At 31.0% G+C, this 18436-nt stretch carries 21 protein-coding genes; 19 read left to right on the top strand and 2 right to left on the bottom strand.

Going from position 1 to position 18436, the window contains the following annotated elements; genetic code table 11:
- Positions 1-39: 39 nt before the first annotated feature.
- The 18 genes from FF125_RS14335 to FF125_RS14420 all read left to right on the top strand — a co-directional run bounded on the left by FF125_RS14335 (position 40) and on the right by FF125_RS14420 (position 14847).
- Positions 40-435 carry a hypothetical protein gene (locus FF125_RS14335; protein WP_138950410.1) on the top strand — a complete coding sequence of 132 codons (396 nt, stop codon included), beginning with the start codon at positions 40-42 and terminating at the stop codon, positions 433-435.
- 46 nt (positions 436-481) lie between these two features.
- Complete coding sequence (locus FF125_RS14340; protein WP_138950411.1) at positions 482-982, top strand: hypothetical protein; 501 nt, start codon at positions 482-484, stop codon at positions 980-982.
- 175 nt (positions 983-1157) lie between these two features.
- Positions 1158-2096 carry a DUF6807 family protein gene (locus FF125_RS14345; protein ID WP_138950412.1) on the top strand — a complete coding sequence of 313 codons (939 nt, stop codon included), beginning with the start codon at positions 1158-1160 and terminating at the stop codon, positions 2094-2096.
- Between the two features lie 233 nt (positions 2097-2329).
- On the top strand, positions 2330-2572 hold the full coding sequence (locus tag FF125_RS14350; RefSeq protein WP_138950413.1) for a hypothetical protein: 243 nt from the start codon (positions 2330-2332) through the stop codon (positions 2570-2572).
- 10 nt (positions 2573-2582) lie between these two features.
- Positions 2583-2873 (top strand): hypothetical protein, encoded by a 291-nt coding sequence (locus tag FF125_RS14355; RefSeq protein WP_138950414.1) that lies wholly within the window; start codon positions 2583-2585, stop codon positions 2871-2873.
- 349 nt (positions 2874-3222) lie between these two features.
- Positions 3223-4716, top strand: a complete 1494-nt coding sequence (locus FF125_RS14360; RefSeq protein ID WP_138950415.1) for a P-loop ATPase, Sll1717 family — start codon at positions 3223-3225, stop codon at positions 4714-4716.
- A gap of 338 nt (positions 4717-5054) precedes the next feature.
- Positions 5055-5663, top strand: a complete 609-nt coding sequence (locus FF125_RS14365; protein WP_138950416.1) for a hypothetical protein — start codon at positions 5055-5057, stop codon at positions 5661-5663.
- 125 nt (positions 5664-5788) lie between these two features.
- Positions 5789-6460 (top strand): hypothetical protein, encoded by a 672-nt coding sequence (locus FF125_RS14370; protein ID WP_138950417.1) that lies wholly within the window; start codon positions 5789-5791, stop codon positions 6458-6460.
- Positions 6461-6634: 174 nt separating this feature from the next.
- Positions 6635-7330, top strand: coding sequence for a cyclase family protein (locus FF125_RS14375; protein ID WP_138950418.1), 696 nt, complete (start codon positions 6635-6637; stop codon positions 7328-7330).
- 133 nt (positions 7331-7463) lie between these two features.
- Positions 7464-7964, top strand: coding sequence for a hypothetical protein (locus FF125_RS14380; RefSeq protein ID WP_138950419.1), 501 nt, complete (start codon positions 7464-7466; stop codon positions 7962-7964).
- A 282-nt stretch (positions 7965-8246) separates the two neighbouring features.
- Positions 8247-8591, top strand: coding sequence for a cyclic-phosphate processing receiver domain-containing protein (locus FF125_RS14385; RefSeq protein WP_138950420.1), 345 nt, complete (start codon positions 8247-8249; stop codon positions 8589-8591).
- A gap of 22 nt (positions 8592-8613) precedes the next feature.
- Complete coding sequence (locus FF125_RS14390; RefSeq protein ID WP_138950421.1) at positions 8614-9114, top strand: nuclear transport factor 2 family protein; 501 nt, start codon at positions 8614-8616, stop codon at positions 9112-9114.
- A gap of 77 nt (positions 9115-9191) precedes the next feature.
- Positions 9192-10313: an acyltransferase family protein gene (locus tag FF125_RS14395; RefSeq protein ID WP_175418934.1), complete on the top strand. Its 1122-nt coding sequence runs from the start codon at positions 9192-9194 to the stop codon at positions 10311-10313.
- 206 nt (positions 10314-10519) lie between these two features.
- Entirely contained in the window at positions 10520-10927 is a 408-nt protein-coding gene (locus FF125_RS14400; RefSeq protein ID WP_138950423.1) for a hypothetical protein, read from the top strand.
- Between the two features lie 179 nt (positions 10928-11106).
- A complete protein-coding gene (locus FF125_RS14405) occupies positions 11107-12198 on the top strand; it encodes a serine hydrolase domain-containing protein (protein WP_138950424.1) in 1092 nt (363 codons plus the stop codon).
- A 159-nt stretch (positions 12199-12357) separates the two neighbouring features.
- Entirely contained in the window at positions 12358-13020 is a 663-nt protein-coding gene (locus FF125_RS14410; RefSeq protein WP_117883488.1) for a hypothetical protein, read from the top strand.
- Between the two features lie 57 nt (positions 13021-13077).
- Positions 13078-13557 (top strand): OsmC family protein, encoded by a 480-nt coding sequence (locus FF125_RS14415; RefSeq protein WP_138950425.1) that lies wholly within the window; start codon positions 13078-13080, stop codon positions 13555-13557.
- Positions 13558-13653: 96 nt separating this feature from the next.
- Complete coding sequence (locus tag FF125_RS14420; protein ID WP_138950426.1) at positions 13654-14847, top strand: outer membrane beta-barrel protein; 1194 nt, start codon at positions 13654-13656, stop codon at positions 14845-14847.
- A gap of 115 nt (positions 14848-14962) precedes the next feature.
- On the opposite strand, the gene FF125_RS14425 is transcribed toward FF125_RS14420, so the two are convergent.
- Both FF125_RS14425 and FF125_RS14430 read right to left on the bottom strand, forming a co-directional pair.
- Positions 14963-16030: a methyltransferase gene (locus FF125_RS14425; RefSeq protein WP_138950427.1), complete on the bottom strand. Its 1068-nt coding sequence runs from the start codon at positions 16028-16030 to the stop codon at positions 14963-14965.
- 111 nt (positions 16031-16141) lie between these two features.
- Positions 16142-17296: a N(5)-(carboxyethyl)ornithine synthase gene (locus tag FF125_RS14430; protein ID WP_138950428.1), complete on the bottom strand. Its 1155-nt coding sequence runs from the start codon at positions 17294-17296 to the stop codon at positions 16142-16144.
- Between the two features lie 529 nt (positions 17297-17825).
- On the opposite strand from FF125_RS14430, the gene FF125_RS14435 reads away from it, so the two are divergent.
- On the top strand, positions 17826-18422 hold the full coding sequence (locus tag FF125_RS14435; RefSeq protein ID WP_138950429.1) for a porin family protein: 597 nt from the start codon (positions 17826-17828) through the stop codon (positions 18420-18422).
- Positions 18423-18436 lie beyond the last annotated feature (14 nt).

An 18436-nucleotide genomic window follows, 5' to 3' on the forward strand; every position in this document is an offset into this window, starting at 1 on the left:
AATACCGTTTATTAAAATAAATAATTTAACCTAACCAATATGAAGTTAGTAATAAAATGTAAAGATTGTCGCGAAGAAAATAAAGTACCAAACTATGCCAGAGACCGAGTTAATTATGCGAAGAAATTTGGAGACAAATTTGAATTGAATTGTAAAAAATGTAATAAAACAAATGAATATCATGTGGACGACATAAGAGCTGAAAATTATAGATTAGGAGAAATAATTACTAACCGAATTATCGTATTGGTTATTGTATCTGTAATATCAATTATTTTGATGATTGCCTTTTGGGGAAGCCCGATAAGCTGGAGTTTTATACTATTGCCAATTGCGACCTTATTCTTTTTTAAAAATAATGACTCTAAAAAACAACTCAACTTTAATAAACACAAAATGAAAGGACGAATCCCCACTAGCGGATTGAAACGATAAGAATAACGGAAGCAATGTACTTCAAGAATTTAGTGTATTTGAAAAAATGGAAAATCAGTTTAAAATTTTACTGCTGACCTTAACACTTGGAATCTCAAGTTGCTCAAGTTCCTTTATTGTAAAAACAAAAAAGAAAACGATTAACTTGGAATCACTACCTGAAAATTCAATAAAAGTTGGAGTTGATAATGGAATTGTTCAAATAGTGTTTGACCGAAATGATTTAACTGACTTGTTCGAAAAAGATTTAAACGAATGGTTGGACCCTCGAATAAAATCATATGTTGAAAATTTAAAATCATTAAAATCCGACACGATTTATAAAAAGGACAAAACAATCGGAATTTTACCACTTTCTGAATACGAATTGAAATTCCACTCTCTAATCTTAAACGGAAAAGCGGAAATTAAAAATAAAGAAACTAACGAAAATATAAAACGAATTAAATATAAATTTACGAGAGATAAACTCGGTGGACAAAATGCTTATTTCTATACTGAAAACGGAATTGAATTTTATGAAATTCTACTTGCTTTCGGAGAATAAAAAAGGCACTACAACAATGTATAACAAAAATAGGGAGGTTTGGTGCCTGAATAAAGGCTTGGGCATATTTACTTGGCCACCAAATCTTTTGATTTGGCTTGTGGATAATCTTAAAGGAAATTGCTAATTTAAAACCCTACTTTTGTTATTCACTAAAGTTTTTACCAATTAATCTATGAGATATTTCATTAGCATTTTCCTGTTTTTATGTTTAGAAAACAATGCCCAATCTCAAAGTGTAAGCGTTCAGATTCAAGATAACGTAGTACTTTTCAAAGAAGGAAAAGATAGCATACTATGCTACCAAATAGCTAATAAAGACCTAAATGGCAAGCATAAAAGATCAAATTATATTCATCCATTGTATACGTTAGATGGTAAAATTTTAACTGAAGATTTTCCTTCAGACCACCCTCACCACCGTGGTATCTTCTGGGCTTGGCACCAATTGCATATTGGAGACAAACAAATTGGTGACGGGTGGGAAATAAAAGATTTTAAATGGCAAGTACTTTCAGTTAAAGAACTAAAAAAGAAAGGCAAACAAAGAAGTATTAAAGCCAATGTGGTTTGGAAGTCTCCTTTGTGGTTAGATGATAACGGAAATGAAAAGCCATTGGTAACTGAGTATACTACCATTACGGTATACCCAAAAGCAAAGAACTATAGACAAATTGATATTGAAATTTCCTTGATTGCAGAGGAACCCAATATGCGTATTGGAGGATCTGATGATAAAAAAGGATATGGAGGTTTTTCGACTAGAATTAGACTCGGTGAAGACATCGCATTTACAAGTGCTATTGGATCAATTAAACCGGAACAACTACCAATTAAAGCAGGAGGTTGGATGGATATCTCCGAATCGTTGGGACTTAAGGACTCATTAGCAGGTATTTCAATTTTAAGTCATCCCAATAACCCAGGTTATCCAAATCCTTGGATTTTGCGTTCAAAAGCCAGTATGCAGAACGCTGTATACCCATACCCTGGTGCAAAACCGGTTATTCTTTCTGATGTTGAACCTACCCTATTACGGTACCGTTTACTTATTCATAAAGGATTAAAAGCATCAGAAATTTCAACGCTACATACACACTATGGAAAAATGTAGTCGTTTTTAGTGTTTTAAAAGAAAGTAAATAAATACACCTATAATACCTGTTCATAAAATACCTGTAACTCTAAACAACTATTGCTTTAAAATTCTTACTTTTGAAAGTGTTCGCTAACAAACACTTATCTTTTCTATAGGTATTATTTGAAATTAGATGTTGTTTTGTCAACACATAACGATAAAAGATATTACCAATCATTAGTTGTGTACATGTTAAAAACCGAGAATAATTGAGAAAAATTATTTATATAATTGCTTTGATTCTATTACTAGTCGGAATTACATTATTTGAATTTATGGCCTATAATTCAATGGTCAGTTTAAAATATGAAACACATGAATTGAATGATTGTATTTCACTAGTTTCTGAAATTGACTTATGCAGAGCAATAAGAACATTTCACATTATAGCAATTCTTTTCGGACTGACAATTATGGGACTTTTGATTTACAAAAAACGGATTTTAAAATAATAAAGTGAGAATGAAATTTAAAATATTTATTTGTGTATTGTTATTTATAGCTTGTAGTTGTAGTGTAGAAAATGACCGAGAGAAATATGCTAAAACAATAATTGAAAAAGTAGAAAAATTTAAAACGCAAAAAAACAGATTACCCAAAAATGTTTCTGAAATCGGACTAATTGAACTTGAAAACAGTAAAGCTTTCTACGAAAAAACAACGGACTCAACTTATATCGTTTGGTTTGGCTTAAGTCTCGGAGAATCTAAAATTTTTAATTCAACAACAAAGGAATGGACAAAAGGTGGATAAGTGTAAAGTAAAACCATCACGCAACAACAGTAACCATTGCACACCTTTTAAAAACATCTTTTTAACTCAATAATTGCTTTATTACAGCTATTTAAGAGCTCCTTACAAAAATAACTCCATTTTTTTTTAGAAACAAGGTTAAAAAAATTACGATTGTGAATAAAACAGTAACCTAAATTAAAATTAATTTATTGAATTGCCTTAACTTTGAAAAGGCTCGCTGACAAACACTTATCTTTTCTATAGATATTATTTGAAATTAGGTATTGTTTTGGCTACACATAACGATAAAAGACATTAACCATAATGTGGTTACACATATATTGGCGGTAATAAATAAATTATAATTATGACAAATGTTTTAGATAAAAACATAGGATTTATTAAAAATCCTTTTTCTAAATTTTCAGCAGAAGAGGAAAGAGAGTTTCATTCTGAAATATTCTATCCACCAATCTTCTATAATACATTATTAGACGATTTAAAGACTGGTACAAGTAGGTTCATATTAGGTCAAAGAGGTCATGGAAAATCTTCAATTATACATAAACTTAAAATAGATCTTGAAAAATCTAACGTATTGACTATAACTATTGATAGATTTGATGAAATTTCTTTAACAAATAATAAAATAGAAATTCTCAACTTAATTCTTAATCAATTTGTAACGAAATTCGTTATTTTCTTAGAGAAGAACAAACATCTATTAAAAAAACTAAATAAAAATGAAAAAGAAGAATTAGCTCTTTTAATAAAATTATTTTTCAAACCATTAACCACTTCAGAATTTGAAAAAAAATTTAATAATGTTAAAAATATTAAAAGAGAAAAAATTTTAAAAAAAATTTATAATTACCTTATACACCCAACTAATGCTCTATTAAATACAGGTGTACTAATAACTTCAAAGCTAGTATCAGAATCTCTGAATTTACCTAATGATATAGAGACAAAATATACTGAATTTTTAAAAGAATTTGATATTAAAGCTGAATACAATGCAAATGTTGATGAAAAAGAATTATTAAAAAGTAAGAGAACATTAAAAGAACTTCTAAGTAAATTAAATTCTATTGCGAAAAAAACATATTTTAACTCATCGGTTATTCTATTTGATAAAGTAGATGAATTTCAAGATTTGGAACAAGATATAGATAAAATTGCTGATTTTTCTAAAGACTTACTTACGGACACTGAATTGTTAATGCAAAATGATATAGCAATTGCCTTTAGTTTATGGTCTGAAGTAAAACCTACTCTATCAAGAGTTGTTCTATTTGATAAATTTAAAGAAATTGATATACGTTGGAAGAATGCTGATATGGTTCCTTTGATAGATAAAAGAATTAAATATTTTAGTGCTGGCGAAAAAAAATTTAAAGATTTATTTGATTCAAGGACGGAAATTGATGAAATTGTTAATATTTCAAATAGGTCGCCTAGAGATTTGATATCTTGTATGTCCGATATATACGATTATCAGAGTTCAAGACCTGATGTTACTAGATTTGATGGATCATCCGTTTCAAATGGTTTAATAAAATTTGCAAAACGATATGATTATTTATCAATGTACCCATCTCTTACTGCTAAAAATAAAGATGTTCTAACCACAATTAATAATATTTTAAGAAATAAAAAAACTTCATTCTCTATTAAAGACCTAAATATTACATTTAATCAAAAAAATAATTGGTGTAGAAGACAGATTGAATTAATGCTAAAATATAATTTGATCGAAGAAAACGTAATCTTAGGTTCAAGTAATGAAAAAATATATGACGTTTTAGACCCCAAAATTATACATTTAATAAAGAGAAATATTATTAGTCTTGACAGGTAAATATTAGCGACAACAACAGTAACCATTACACATCTTTTAAAAACATCTTTTTAACTCAATAATTGCTTTATTACAGCTATTTCAGAGCACCTTAAAACAATAACTCCAAAGTTTTAGAAACAGGGTTAGAAAAATTACGATTGTGAATAAAACAGCAACTTATTTTAAAATTAATTTGTTGAATTACCTTAACTTTGAAAATGCTCGCTGACAAGTACTTATCTTTTCTAGTTTTATAAAAACTTAGTAATATGGTTTTGTTTTGGTGAAAAATTAACTCGATAAAAGGATACAATCTCAACATAATTATTATTTAATAAAATAAACTCTATGAACACATGGAATATGAAACAGTTTTAAAGCTTGCCGTTTCCTTAGTAGGATTAATTTCCTTTATTATAAAAATATTAGATTCATTTTCTCAAACCAGTAGAAAAAGGAAATTAAAAACAGACCTAGATTTACTCGACAAGATTAATTCTTCCAATATTGATTCAGAAGACAAAGTAAAAGTTAATGAACGATTAAAGGAAATTCTTCAAGAATATCTTGACATTAAAGAAACTACAATTAAGTGGTTTGATATATTCTATGCTTTAACTTTATTTGTTGGTTTTGGGTGGTGGACAATTTACATTTACCAAGTCAATACTGAATTTAGTCCTTGGACAATACTAACAGGCCTTTTTTCTTTTGCAGGTTTATCATTACTTATTGATAACAAATGGAGAAAAAAGAAAGAAGGTAAAGTTATTCTTAATATTACAATATTGGATGACTTCAAATATGCGGTTATAATACTAGGGTTAGCTTTACTTATAGGGTTGTTTTTATATACAAAGCACACTGGATATAGCCATTGGTATATTTTTATTGGTATTTTAATCCCAATTGGATTTAAAATGCTTGCTGACGGAATAGAATTAAAACAAAGAAAACAAGTCTAAAAAGGTCTTTGAGTTAACCTTGATTAGTTTAAAAATGTTTTTTTTTCATAATGTTGATAAATTTATAGACATAAAAGATACAAACGTTATTCGAGATTATTTGATAATTGTTGTAAATAAAAAAAATGGAGGAATATAAGAATCTGTTCTACGTAAGGGAAAAAGCTCTTGCAGAAGCTAAGCTAAACAATAATTATAAAGAAAGTATTAGAATTTATGAAGAGCATACTATTTATAAACCTGCTGAACATCCAAATACTCCTGTAATTTTAAAAAAAATTCGATCTGCTTATAAAGGAAACACAATAGAATATCTAAACAATCTTTATTTTAAATTTTTACAAAAAATTCAACAAGCTGATAAAGCAAATAATATAAATGAACTATTATTTAATTCACAAATCAGCCTTGGACTTATAGAACCCTTGATATACTATAACTACAAACATTACAATAGTTTTGATATTAAAACGATACCAGCTATTGATAAAGGTCTTATATATTTTTCAGTAAATGGAATAATTGGCCAATTAAAGAATATAGCTGACATAGTTGAATTTTTCCCCGAGCTTAAATTTTACAAATTTCATGTTGATTTAGCTTTTAAAAGAGCAAAGCTTTCTTCAAAAATTTATAATCAAATTAAAAATAATGGAGACTGCCAGCAATCAAAACTTAAAAATAAATTGGAATTAAGTGATGGTAGATTTATCGCTACAACCATTAATTATATGATAAAAGCAAAAAAATTAGATAAATACAAAATTGGAAAAGAAACATTCATTAAAATTGAATAAAATACGACAACTTATGACTAGCTCTAGTTTATTTAATAAAACGCTAATAAATTTTCTATTCAGTTTTTATTTGCTAAATGAAATACTTAAAAAATGTAACAGACGAGCGAAGCGAACTGACGAAGCAAACCAAATACAAAACAATTACCACCATTAAAAAAGCAACCATACTATATGACAGAAATTATTGATTTGAGTCAAGAAATTTACGAAGGAATGCCTGTTTATAAAGACCTTCCACAGGTTAAAATGACTATTCATAATACTCACGAAGAATGGAATGGTATAAAAAACCCAAAGACAAAAACACCTGCTGTCCATAAATTAGAATTAGGAGAACATACTGGAACTCATGTTGATGCTATAAACCATATGGAAATTCAGCATAAAGGAAAATCGATTGACAAAATGCCTTTATCAATGTTCTATAGGGAAGGAATCTGTTTAGATTTCTCACATAAAGGACTAAAAGAATTAATTGAACCAAACGAAATTGAAAAGGCTTGTAAAAAAGCTGGTTTAAAAATAAAAAAAGGAGATACCGTTTTATTTTATACAAACCATTATCGAAAATATTTTAATAGTGAAAATTGGAGTAATGGTCCCGGAATTACAACCGATTCAGCAAGATGGCTTGGAGAAAAGAAAATATCCGCTTTTGGAGTTGAAACAATGTCACCTGGAGTTCCTGGAATATCAAATAAGGAAGTTCATCATATTTGCGGAGAATTGAATTTTACACATTATGAGAATATGATAAACCTTCATTTACTAATTAACAAAGGAAGATTTAGATTTATAGGCTTACCTTTAAAAATAAAAGGAGGAACAGGTTCTCCTGTTAGAGCAGTCGCCATTTTTGAAAAATAAACTCATAAACTATTGGCAACAGCATATTTAATTTATTACTCGTGCCCTGCTACTTTCGTATGCTGAAGCGAACTAACAAAGTAAACCAGTTACAAAAACGTTGAGATACATTTGCCAACAAACAGTAAAATAAATGATTCAAACCGAACATTGTGATTTATGTGAATTCCCCAAAAGAGATTTGAAAAAAGGCTTGACTTGTGGTTTGACTAACAAAAAACCTGATTTTGAAGTTTCCTGTCCAGATCTTAAGTTCAGTAATTCGCTCAAAGAATATCTACCTGAATTGTTAAATCAAATTGTACAACTTGAAAAAAGAAAAGCATCTATATATCTAAATTTAGGTCTTTTTGCAGGAATCGGTTTACTAATATTATTTGGAAGTTATCCTTATCTCATTCAAAATTTTAAACAAACTTTTGATCCGGAATTTAGCTACTTGAATTGGAATTATTTTTTGTCAACACTTCTTCTTAGCTTTGTTGGAATTCGATTGATATTAATGGGATTCTGGCCATTCAATAATTATAGAAAAGAATTGAAAGAACTGCAATCTGAAAAGAGTAAAATAAATATGGTTCTTAAAAACTATGGAATTAAAATGGAAACATTAATGAACCTTGAAAAAAAATAAATTTATTAAATTAGTAAATCAGGTATCATTTAAATTAATTCAATACTCAAAATGACAAAACTGTATAAAACCATATTACTGATTTCATTTTCTATCATTGGACTTAATTGTTCGTCTGACGATAATAATTGTCCTGACCACATGACGGTTGACATAGATGACCCCTGAAAGCATGAGGCGAGCCGAAAAATGTGGATTAAGCCCTGCTGAACCATTAGGTGAACTTTGGGTTTCTGAAAGTTATCGACTACATAATCCTCAAATTGTAAAAACAACTGAAGAATGAAAAAATTATTTTTAGATGATGTACGTATTATCGAAATGGTTTATGACAAATCAATGGAAGCTGAATTTGATATTGTTAGAACTTATGAGGCGTTTGTGAAATACATCAAGAAAAATGGCCTTCCAAATTACATAAGTTTTGACAACGACCTTGGACTTGGTAAAGATGGAAAAGTTGCACCTGACGGATTAGCTGCAGCTAAATGGTTAGTATATGATTCTGGTCTAGATCTAAGAAATTTAGAGTTTAAAGTACATTCGGCAAACCCCGTAGCTGCCGAACAAATAAGAGGCCTTTTAAATAACTATATCAAACATTTGAAAACACAAGCAAATTTGTAAATTAGCCTAAAACAAACCCAATATGAATAAATACCTCTTTGTAATGTGTATTGCATTACTCTTTTCTTGTAACAACGAAAAAACACCAGCTTCAGAAAATGTAAAAGAAAACCTTAAAACCTTGGTAGAAGGAGAAACTTATGCCTATATGGAGAAAGATTATGAGAAATGGGCATCATACTGGGACCACACCAACGATGTATTACGCTTAAATGTAAATGATACAGGTTTTTCTCAAGATAGAGGTTGGGCTAACAATGGTGGAAAATTAGAATCCTTTTTTAAGGAGCACCCTGAGCCTATAACAGCTACTTTTGAAAACACCAACTATGATATTTATTATGATACAAATTTAGCTTGGGTGGCATTTGACCAAATTTGGACCAGCCCTTCTGGAGAAAAAAGTGTTGCAAAAGCTACCATTACCCTAATTAAAAAAGATAATGCTTGGAAAATCATATCGTATACCGCCATTCGCTATAAAGCCGAAGATGAACAAGTAAATATATTGGAAAGGAAGTAAATACGCTTTTGATTGTCCTAATGATTTGCTTGTAAGGTATGTATAAAACACTCCTGAAAAAAGCTAAAAACACAACCATGGCTAACACAAATAGTGACCTCAAGAAGACCCGTTTAATTTCATTGGATGCCTTACGTGGTTTCGACATGTTTTGGATTATTGGAGGTTCATCAATGATAATTACCTTAGTTAAAGTGTTAGGATTACCTGAAAACTGGGTAAACGGATTGGCTTTACAAATGACCCATGTAAAATGGGATGGTTTTCACTTTTTAGATCTTATTTTTCCGCTCTTCGTATTTATTTCAGGGGTTGCCATACCCTACTCTATTTTGTCTAAAAAAGCAAAAGGAGTCCCCATTAAAAAACTTCAATACCAAATTATAAAACGCTCACTCATAATCGTTTTTATTGGACTTAGTTTTAGTCTGTTCAAATTTAAATGGGAGGCAATCCGTTTGTACCAAGTCTTATGGCTGATTGGAATGAGTTATATGATTGGAGCTAGTATTACGTTGCATGTGGAAAGTTGGAAGTACCGATTGCTTATTTTCTTTGTTATACTTGTTCTTTATCACATTATTATTTTCTACTTACCTTATCCTGAAAAAGGTGAAACCATTACTCCAGGAAATAATCTTGCGGCATGGCTAGACCGTAACCTTATTAAAACAAACCTTGCCGTTGGTGTTTATGATGCCGAAGGCACCATACGCATATTTCCTGCCGCAATGGTCAGCGTACTTGGTGCATTAACAGGAGAACGAATAAAATGGTATGCACAACCCAAATTACGTTGTGGAATAGAGCTGTTAATAGCCGGATTGGTCTGTTTATTTCTCGGTTGGTGCTGGAGTTTTTCGTTTCCTATAATTAAAGGTCTTTGGTCTCCGTCATATGTGCTATGGGCATCAGGTTGGTCGTTACTTTTACTTGCTCTCTTTTATACTGTTATGGATGTCTGGAAATTAACATGGGTGGGATGGATATTTGTTCCCATCGGAATGAATGCTATTACCATATACGCAGCCCATTGGTATCTTCCACTGCACGATAGTAGAGACTTCTTTTTTCGTGGTTTTGCTAACCTTTTTGACAATCTAAATACCCAACAATTTATTCTATCAACAGGATTAGTGATTATTCAATGGATTATATTGTATATACTTTATCGAAAAAAAATATTTATACGGGTGTAGCTCAACACATTGAAAAGAAAGTCATTATGTTATTGCATAACACTTTCAACTCACTTTCAATGAGTTGCATTTAATCTATAGCCTAATTTGATTAGGTAAAAAATAGTACGGAAAATTCCTCTCAATATATTAACTTTGGACTAACACCAAGGTTGACGGCTTAATTAAGCTGCACAACAAGTCTATAAAATATTATTCCCTATACCATGAAAAGTTTAAAATTTACAGTTTTATTATTGCCATTTATACTTCTAATTACTTCTTGTTCTAGCTCTAAATGGTTAGAAGGAAAATGGGAAGGAACAGGCAATCAAGTTAGTGGTGAAACTTGGGAAGTCAACTTAAATTATACTGACAAAGAACACATTAGCATTAAATATCCCGATTTATCTTGCGGAGGCGTTTGGACGCTATTAAAAGAGAACAAAAAAGAAATCGTGTTTAAAGAAAATATCGCCTATGGTATTTCAAACTGTGACCAAGGTGTTGAAGCCTTTGTAAGTAAAATTAATGAAAACACTATTAAAGTGGAATATTACTTAAGAGCATATGACTCAATAAACCCTTTAGCAGAAGCCACCCTTTACAAATCAACAAAAAAGGTAAAGCAATAAAACCTGTACTTTCTTTAGTATTGACTAAACCTTATGCATTGTTTTCAATACAATACAACTTACACTGGTAAAAAACACGTTAAAAAACTAAGAACACACTGCGTTAATTGAATAATGGTCTATTTATTGTTGTAAAAAGAATAACCGTTTTATAATTAAAATAATTGGTTCCCTATACCATGAAAAATTTAACATTATTTACAATTTTCATCTTGTGTATAAGTCCGCTTTGCCATGGACAACATACATATATGTATACTCAACCCAAAAGTCTTGATGATGGATGGAAAACAGGGAATTTACAATCACAACAGGTGGACACCACATTAGTTTATAAGATGTTTAACCAAATAAAAACGAGGCAAAACGAAATTCACAGTGTGCTATTGGTGAAAAACAACCAACTTATTATTGAAGAATACTTTAAAGGAAACTCAGTAAACAAACCTCACGATCTTCGTTCCGTAACAAAAAGCATTCGATCATTATTAACGGGAATTGCGATTGATAATGGATTTATCGAAAGTATAGACGACCCAATATCAAAGTATCTCCATGTAGTGCCAAATAAAAATAGTGACCAACGAAAAGACAGCATTACAATCCGACATTTGCTAACAATGTCAACCGGGTTTGATTGCAATGATTGGGATAAGAAATCAAAAGGACAAGAAGATAAAGTCCATAAAAAAAAGGATTGGATTCAATACACACTTAACCTTCCAATGTTGAATAAGCCAGGAACCGTTTCAAATTATTGTTCTATGGGTACGATACTGTTAGCAGAAATAGTGAGTAAGGCTTCAGGGATGACAATTGATAAGTTTGCTGAGCAGTATTTATTCACCCCGTTAGGTATTACCAATGTACGTTGGGGCCATACTTCCAACAAAAAAATTATTCCTTCGGGTCAGAGATTGTATATGACTTCACGTGATTTGGCAAAAATTGGACAATTGATACTTAATAAGGGTAAGTGGAACGAAAAACAATTGGTATCGAAAAAATGGATAGAAGAATCAACCCTTCCTAAAACTAAAATTACGGCAATTGACTACGGTTATTTATGGTGGAATATTCCGTTTACTGTAAACGAAAAAGTATTTGTTTCTAAAACCGCAACAGGCAACGGAGGGCAGTATATTATGGTGCTACCTGAATTAGATATGGTTGCTATTTTTACAGGTGGTGCCTATAATTCAGATGAACAGATGTTACCATTTGCTGTAGTAAATGATATTTTTATCCCAACATTTATAGATCAAAAATAGCAAAGAGCACTGATAAATAGTGGTCATTTAGCGGATAGTATTATCATTATTTCTTCAAAATATTTCTACTTATGTTGAATTCGTGTTGTGTGTGAGAAAGGAGTTGATGGCAATTTTATAAAAACTATATTTGTCGCTTACTTTTTTCAGTAAGAATAAATGAACAAATTCGACACCAAATACCTCCCCTATTTTCCAATCTTCGGTTTGGGGCTCTACCTCATCGTATTTTACTTTGCTGCGTCTGCCTATCCTGGAGGATCTTATAATTACCCAAATGCCAATAATGGGTATAGTTTTGCTAATAACTTCTTGTGCGATGCCATGAATCCTATCACAGAAAGCGGTGCTATAAACAATGCTCGTCCCATTGCAGTCATTTCACATTTGATTCTCAGTTTAACCATGATTTCCTTTTTCTATATTCTTCCAAAAGTATTCAATGAAAAAAATCGGAATACACAAATGATTACCTATTTCGGAATAGCATCAATGACGGCACTTCTTTTTATGTTTACACCCTATCATGATTTAATGGTAACTTTTACTGGAGTATTAGGTACAATGGCAATGATTCCATTATTTATAGAGTTGCGACGTTTCAAAAACAAAGGCTTAAAACGACTGATGTACTTTTGCTTTACATTGAGCATTATCGTATTTTTAAGCTTTCAGACTAAAATTGGGTTTTATTACCTACCTTTTTTACAGAAAATTACTTTTGCAATAGATACTTGGTGGGTGGTTTCATCTTGTCTTTTTGTGATTAATAAAAATAGGGCCGCATTAAAACTCGTTCCTCAAAAAGTAAACAACAGATAAAAAATAGACAAGCGTTGACTTTACCCTGAAACAAGTTTTGACAAAAAAATCATAGTTATGAAAAAGCACAATTACAAGGTCAACGTAACATGGACAGGTAATGAAGGTGAAGGCACCTTAAATTACAAAGCTTATAACCGTAACCATACCATTTCAGCTGAAGGAAAATACGCCAACATCAAAGGTTCTTCTGATCCTTCTTTTTTAGGCGATGCCACAAGGTATAATCCTGAAGATCTCTTTTTATCTTCCTTGTCGGCTTGTCATATGCTTTGGTATTTACATTTATGCTCTGTACATCACATAGTAGTTACAAAATACGAAGACCATGCTACGGGAATAATGGAAGAAACCAAAAACGGAAGTGGACGATTTACGGAGGTTACCCTCAACCCTACTGTAACCATTACAGATGCTAGTCAAATTGCAAAAGCAAATGCTTTACACGAAGAAGCCAATGCGATGTGTTTTATAGCCAATTCTTGTAATTTCAAAATTAAACACAACCCGAATACCATGGTGACCGACATAAGTTGAAAATAAAAAAAGGTAAAATATAGAATTAGAAAATTAAAAAAATTAATTTAGAGAACAATAATATTCCATTTTTTACTCACGGCTATTCTAAATAAAATGAAAAATATCTTAATACTATTAATTTCAATTCTAAGTATCAATTGTTATTCTCAAATAACTTATAATAAAGGATATTTTATTAATAATTCTGATAAAAAAATAGATTGTGAAATTAAAAATATTGACTGGAAGAATAATCCTACAGAATTTGAATACAGAATTTCAGAAGATAAAGAGTTAAAAACGGCTTCAATAGCTTCAGTTAAAGAGTTTGGCATTTACAAATATTCAAAATACATCAGAAGTAACGTGGATATTGATAGATCTAGTAATAGAATTGAAGAGTTAAACACTCATAGAAACCCTGTATTTAAAAACGAAGAACTTTTTTTAAAGGTATTAGTAGAAGGCAACGCCAATTTATATTCATACAACAATACAGATGTTGTTAGATACTTTTACAGTAAAGAGGGCTCTGACATTGAACAATTAGTATATAAAAGATATAAAATAAATCAGGAAAAAATAGCTGAAAACGTTACGTTTCGACAGCAACTGTTGAATAACTTAAAATGTCAACATATTTCATCTAAAGACATCAACAAAACAAATTATGGCAAAAATAAATTAATAAAATTATTTGTAAAATATAATCAATGCGAAAATTCAGAGCTTATTGATTTTGAAAATATACAGAAAAAAGATCTATTCAATTTAACATTTAGACCCCGTATCAACAGCACATCATTTTCTGTAGATAATTCTAGATACAATTCGACAGATAGCGATTTTAATACTAATATAAATTTTGGTTTTGGTATTGAAGCAGAGTTTATAATGCCTTTCAACAAAAATAAGTGGTCGGTAATAATTGAACCTACTTATAATAAATATAAATCTAAAATTGAATTAACTACCCAAAGAATTCAAAGCGTCGAAGCAAAATATAATTCAATTGAATTACCAATTGGAATCAGGCATTATTTTTTTATTAATGATGATTCAAAAGTATTTGTTAATGCTTCTACTATTTTTGATATTTCATATAACTCTAACGTTGATTATGAAATTTCAACGGATTTAAACATAATTTCAACTGTAAATTTGGCTTTTGGTGCAGGTTATAAGTTTAAAGATAAATATAGTATTGAATTTAGATATCATCTAAATAAAGATGTTTTAGACAACTACACAAGCTGGTATTCAACCTTTGGAAAATTATCCTTGGTATTAGGATATTCGATATTTTAAAATTATGCACCATTCTAATACCACTGCAGCGTAAAAACGATTTACCACCAATTGGGTCCATAAATCGTAATTATACTAATGTCCTTTTAAACGGTTATTCTAAAACCTCAACAATTTATTTTTTTTCCAGCTCCCAAAGCTCAACTTCTTCTGTTGAACGCCAATGTTGATCTTGTTTTGTTTTATCAGAAGATAATTTTACATTCTTTTTAAGGCAGTTGACCAATTTAAATCGTCCCCCTTTATCTAATTCCTTTTGTATAGGATGTTCTTTCGTAACTTCTGTGATTTGAGCCAAATTAGAGAACAAGACCACAATTTTCCCTTCTGGTAACAACATTTTATCTGCTGCTGCAAAAAAGTCCGGGAAAAGTTTTTTATCGTAATACATAGCTTCGTCCTGGTTTTCTAACACTTCAGATACGGGTAACCAAGGTGGATTAAAAACAATCAATTCGGTTTGTTTTTCCCATTTTCCAAAAAGATGTCCAAGGTTTAATTCTACCTTTCTAGACAACTTGGTATCTTTCATAAATTTGGCGAGACCTACAATTGCATTCGGATTGGTATCTGTACCAAAAACTTTTTGAAAACCATGCTTTACCATTTGAAAAGCCAGTACTCCACTGCCAATTCCAATATCTATTGCTGTTTTTTTAGATCCTTTATACCGTTTTAACCAATTGTCAAAAAGTATTAAATGATCAAAACGCGTTGGGTAATAGGTACCATAATAAGGATGAATCTTATTCCGCAATACTGGAATGGAAATCCCATTTTGGTAAGACTGCCAAGAGCTATTTAGGCCTTGAACCTGAGGAAAAGTTAATATAAAGTCGCTCGTTTCTGGGTACAACTCAGCTAACCAACCAATAGAAGGTGCTTTTTTTACATTCAATTTATGAGCCACAATTTCTATGAACATAAGATTTGACATTTTACGATAAGCCTCCCGAAACTCACGTTGCTCTTTAAACGTTTTGTTAGGCATCCTTCTTTTTAAATACATTTGAATCTCCTTCAAAAGAACCATTCCGTTGCTATAAAATGCTGTAATTAATACAGGCTTGCCTGCTTCAAGTGCTCTCACAGTACTTTTAATATCTGAATTGCGATTAAACACCTCTATTTTTTTTCCAGGCACTATTGGTTCTGGTTTATGTAACGCTATATCTGTAATCATAAATTGGTTTTGTATTGGTAATAAGGAGTCGTGTTTTATTTACGGATTCCTTCAATTAATAAAGTTGATAAAAAAATAAAATGGAATGCTACTATTATGCTTTTCGCTTGATTATACAATGCTTAGTCGTACTTCATGCGGATATTCTTTTTGACGATTCTGAAATCTAAGAATACTGTCTTTTACAATAACTCCTTGATCAATATTTATGGCATTTTTAATGGTCATATTTTCTTTCCAATGGTCATAACCCGATATTACAGTAGGCACGTACACCATTAATGCCGCAGAAATAGATCTAGAAGCACTTTCCCAATAATAACTTGGAGTATGGTCAACCGCGTAGTAATCAATATTATCAATTTCAATCATTGGGTTTTTAAAAGTGGTTGGTTTTGCAAAATAAAACCCCATCCCTTCATCACAACTCACATCGATAACAAGAGTACCTAGATTAAGGCTAGATTTTTCATCTGCTTTTATATAATCAATCGGATTATCCGTATCTTGATAGGTTCCATTAATTATAATTTCAGATTCATTAATCAACGCTAATAAAGAGCGTTCAGAACCATCATGTTCTACAACAATTAATCTTGGCTCGTTTTCGTTACCTTTTCTAATCCGTACATAGTGAACATTTAAAACTTCTTCTCTCACTTCATGGTCAGGTCTTTGAATACAGATGGTAATATCTCTAAAACCATGAGCTTTTAATGCGTAAATAGCACCTCTACTTACCGCACCAAAACTGAAAATAATTACTTTTCGTTGGTTGCCATAATGACCATCTATTCCCTTCAATTGTAGTGCGTGGATGACGGCACTATAGCCTGCCATTTCATTATTTTTATAAAATGTATGTCTTCCCATTTGTCCATTAGGATTCCACACATACATATCTTCAAAAGCAATTAATGTTAATTTTTTATCGATGGCTATTTGTGTAATATCCTTTTGTTGTGCACAATGCGGATAGCCCCAAATTAAACCACCCTCTTTTAACTCTTCCAAATCAGATAAAATAGGTTTGGCAATAATGGCAGTACCAATATCAGAGAGTATTTCACTTCTAGATGCTATTCCTCCTGTTAATTCGGTAATTTCTTTATCCGAAAAGTTGAAGGGCTTACCATAACCTTTTTCAAAGATGAGTTGTTTACGAATGTGCTCAGGTAGCCTTTTAAGATGTTCTGGATGAATAGGCACACGCCTTTCGTCTTCTTTTTTTGAGGTACCAATAACCCCCATTTTTAATAGAGCCATGTTTTTATTGTATAGAAACGGATTGCAGAGTAATGAGATGAGCAAGGCGTAAGATTAAAATCACTATTAGATAGTTATTTACTAGCAATCAGGCATTAAGTTGGCCACCAGGGTTCCGTTAATCAAAGAAGAGCTTAAGAAATAAAGCCTTATGAGTTCGCCGAAGTTGTGCGAATGAGAATTAATATTAACAGAAAAATAATATAATGCAAAGATACTTTATTAAAACACATTTTAGGGATAATAGTAAAGTATTGTCTATCAGCGTAGAAAGACACCTGTTTTTTGATTACAAAAAAGCATGGTAGTAATTTCTTTGGCCAGTACTTTTTTGAATTCTAGAAAAGCCCTTTTTCGCAATACTACTTGCCTACATAAACAGTAAAATTATAGAGTATTTCTTAATAAAGAAAAGCATTATAAATAAAAAAGCATTTTGTTTCAGGACTTTTTGCCATACAGTTGTTTTTATACTAAAGCTGCAATAAAGCAGCCATTAAATAAAATAACTATTCAATAAAATAAGAATATGGAATTGATAAGGAAAAGAATAATTATAATAGGTTTTATGGGCTTTATTTTGAGCCTAAGCGGGCAAAATCAAAAACAAGGCACTTCAACTACTGGTATTAAAGGAGGTTATAATCTCGCTGCCGTTACTTATGATGGTGAAACAGAAACAGGGCAACGCCATGGTTTTCATTTAGGTGTTTATGGTAATTCCTCCATTAATAGTTTGATGGCCATTCAAGTGGAAGCCATGTACTCGCAACAAGGATATCAATTAAAAAATGATTCAGGTACCTACACTCAAAAACTGAATTATATTAATGTACCGGTAATGTTACAACTATATCCCATTAAGCAAGTCTTTTTAGAAGGTGGTGCTCAAGTAGGTTATGCCATATCTCATAAAGAAACGTACGATAGTAGCTTTAATCTTTTTGATGCGGAATCTGACATTACACCTGATCGATTTGATTGGGGATTTAATGTTGGTAGTGGTATCAAAATGGATTCTGGATTTAGTTTAGGGATTCGCTACCATATAGGTATGGGAGAGATTTATGACGAAGGTGAACCTAAAAATAGAATGTGGCAATTTTCGGTGGGGATCGATTTTTAAAAATATATACTAAG

It is taken from the genome of Aureibaculum algae, assembly GCF_006065315.1.
GTDB lineage: Bacteria > Bacteroidota > Bacteroidia > Flavobacteriales > Flavobacteriaceae > Aureibaculum > Aureibaculum algae.

What these genes read in the sequence shown, in the direction of transcription:
- FF125_RS14335 (WP_138950410.1), top strand. Translation starts at nt 40, where the DNA reads ATGAAGTTAGTAATAAAATGTAAAGATTGTCGCGAAGAAAATAAAGTA.
- FF125_RS14340 (WP_138950411.1), top strand. Translation starts at nt 482, where the DNA reads ATGGAAAATCAGTTTAAAATTTTACTGCTGACCTTAACACTTGGAATC.
- FF125_RS14345 (WP_138950412.1), top strand. Translation starts at nt 1,158, where the DNA reads ATGAGATATTTCATTAGCATTTTCCTGTTTTTATGTTTAGAAAACAAT.
- FF125_RS14355 (WP_138950414.1), top strand. Translation starts at nt 2,583, where the DNA reads ATGAAATTTAAAATATTTATTTGTGTATTGTTATTTATAGCTTGTAGT.
- FF125_RS14360 (WP_138950415.1), top strand. Translation starts at nt 3,223, where the DNA reads ATGACAAATGTTTTAGATAAAAACATAGGATTTATTAAAAATCCTTTT.
- FF125_RS14365 (WP_138950416.1), top strand. Translation starts at nt 5,055, where the DNA reads ATGGAATATGAAACAGTTTTAAAGCTTGCCGTTTCCTTAGTAGGATTA.
- FF125_RS14370 (WP_138950417.1), top strand. Translation starts at nt 5,789, where the DNA reads ATGGAGGAATATAAGAATCTGTTCTACGTAAGGGAAAAAGCTCTTGCA.
- FF125_RS14375 (WP_138950418.1), top strand. Translation starts at nt 6,635, where the DNA reads ATGACAGAAATTATTGATTTGAGTCAAGAAATTTACGAAGGAATGCCT.
- FF125_RS14380 (WP_138950419.1), top strand. Translation starts at nt 7,464, where the DNA reads ATGATTCAAACCGAACATTGTGATTTATGTGAATTCCCCAAAAGAGAT.
- FF125_RS14385 (WP_138950420.1), top strand. Translation starts at nt 8,247, where the DNA reads ATGAAAAAATTATTTTTAGATGATGTACGTATTATCGAAATGGTTTAT.
- FF125_RS14390 (WP_138950421.1), top strand. Translation starts at nt 8,614, where the DNA reads ATGAATAAATACCTCTTTGTAATGTGTATTGCATTACTCTTTTCTTGT.
- FF125_RS14395 (WP_175418934.1), top strand. Translation starts at nt 9,192, where the DNA reads ATGGCTAACACAAATAGTGACCTCAAGAAGACCCGTTTAATTTCATTG.
- FF125_RS14400 (WP_138950423.1), top strand. Translation starts at nt 10,520, where the DNA reads ATGAAAAGTTTAAAATTTACAGTTTTATTATTGCCATTTATACTTCTA.
- FF125_RS14405 (WP_138950424.1), top strand. Translation starts at nt 11,107, where the DNA reads ATGAAAAATTTAACATTATTTACAATTTTCATCTTGTGTATAAGTCCG.
- FF125_RS14410 (WP_117883488.1), top strand. Translation starts at nt 12,358, where the DNA reads ATGAACAAATTCGACACCAAATACCTCCCCTATTTTCCAATCTTCGGT.
- FF125_RS14415 (WP_138950425.1), top strand. Translation starts at nt 13,078, where the DNA reads ATGAAAAAGCACAATTACAAGGTCAACGTAACATGGACAGGTAATGAA.
- FF125_RS14420 (WP_138950426.1), top strand. Translation starts at nt 13,654, where the DNA reads ATGAAAAATATCTTAATACTATTAATTTCAATTCTAAGTATCAATTGT.
- FF125_RS14425 (WP_138950427.1), bottom strand. Translation starts at nt 16,030, where the DNA reads ATGATTACAGATATAGCGTTACATAAACCAGAACCAATAGTGCCTGGA.
- FF125_RS14430 (WP_138950428.1), bottom strand. Translation starts at nt 17,296, where the DNA reads ATGGCTCTATTAAAAATGGGGGTTATTGGTACCTCAAAAAAAGAAGAC.
- FF125_RS14435 (WP_138950429.1), top strand. Translation starts at nt 17,826, where the DNA reads ATGGAATTGATAAGGAAAAGAATAATTATAATAGGTTTTATGGGCTTT.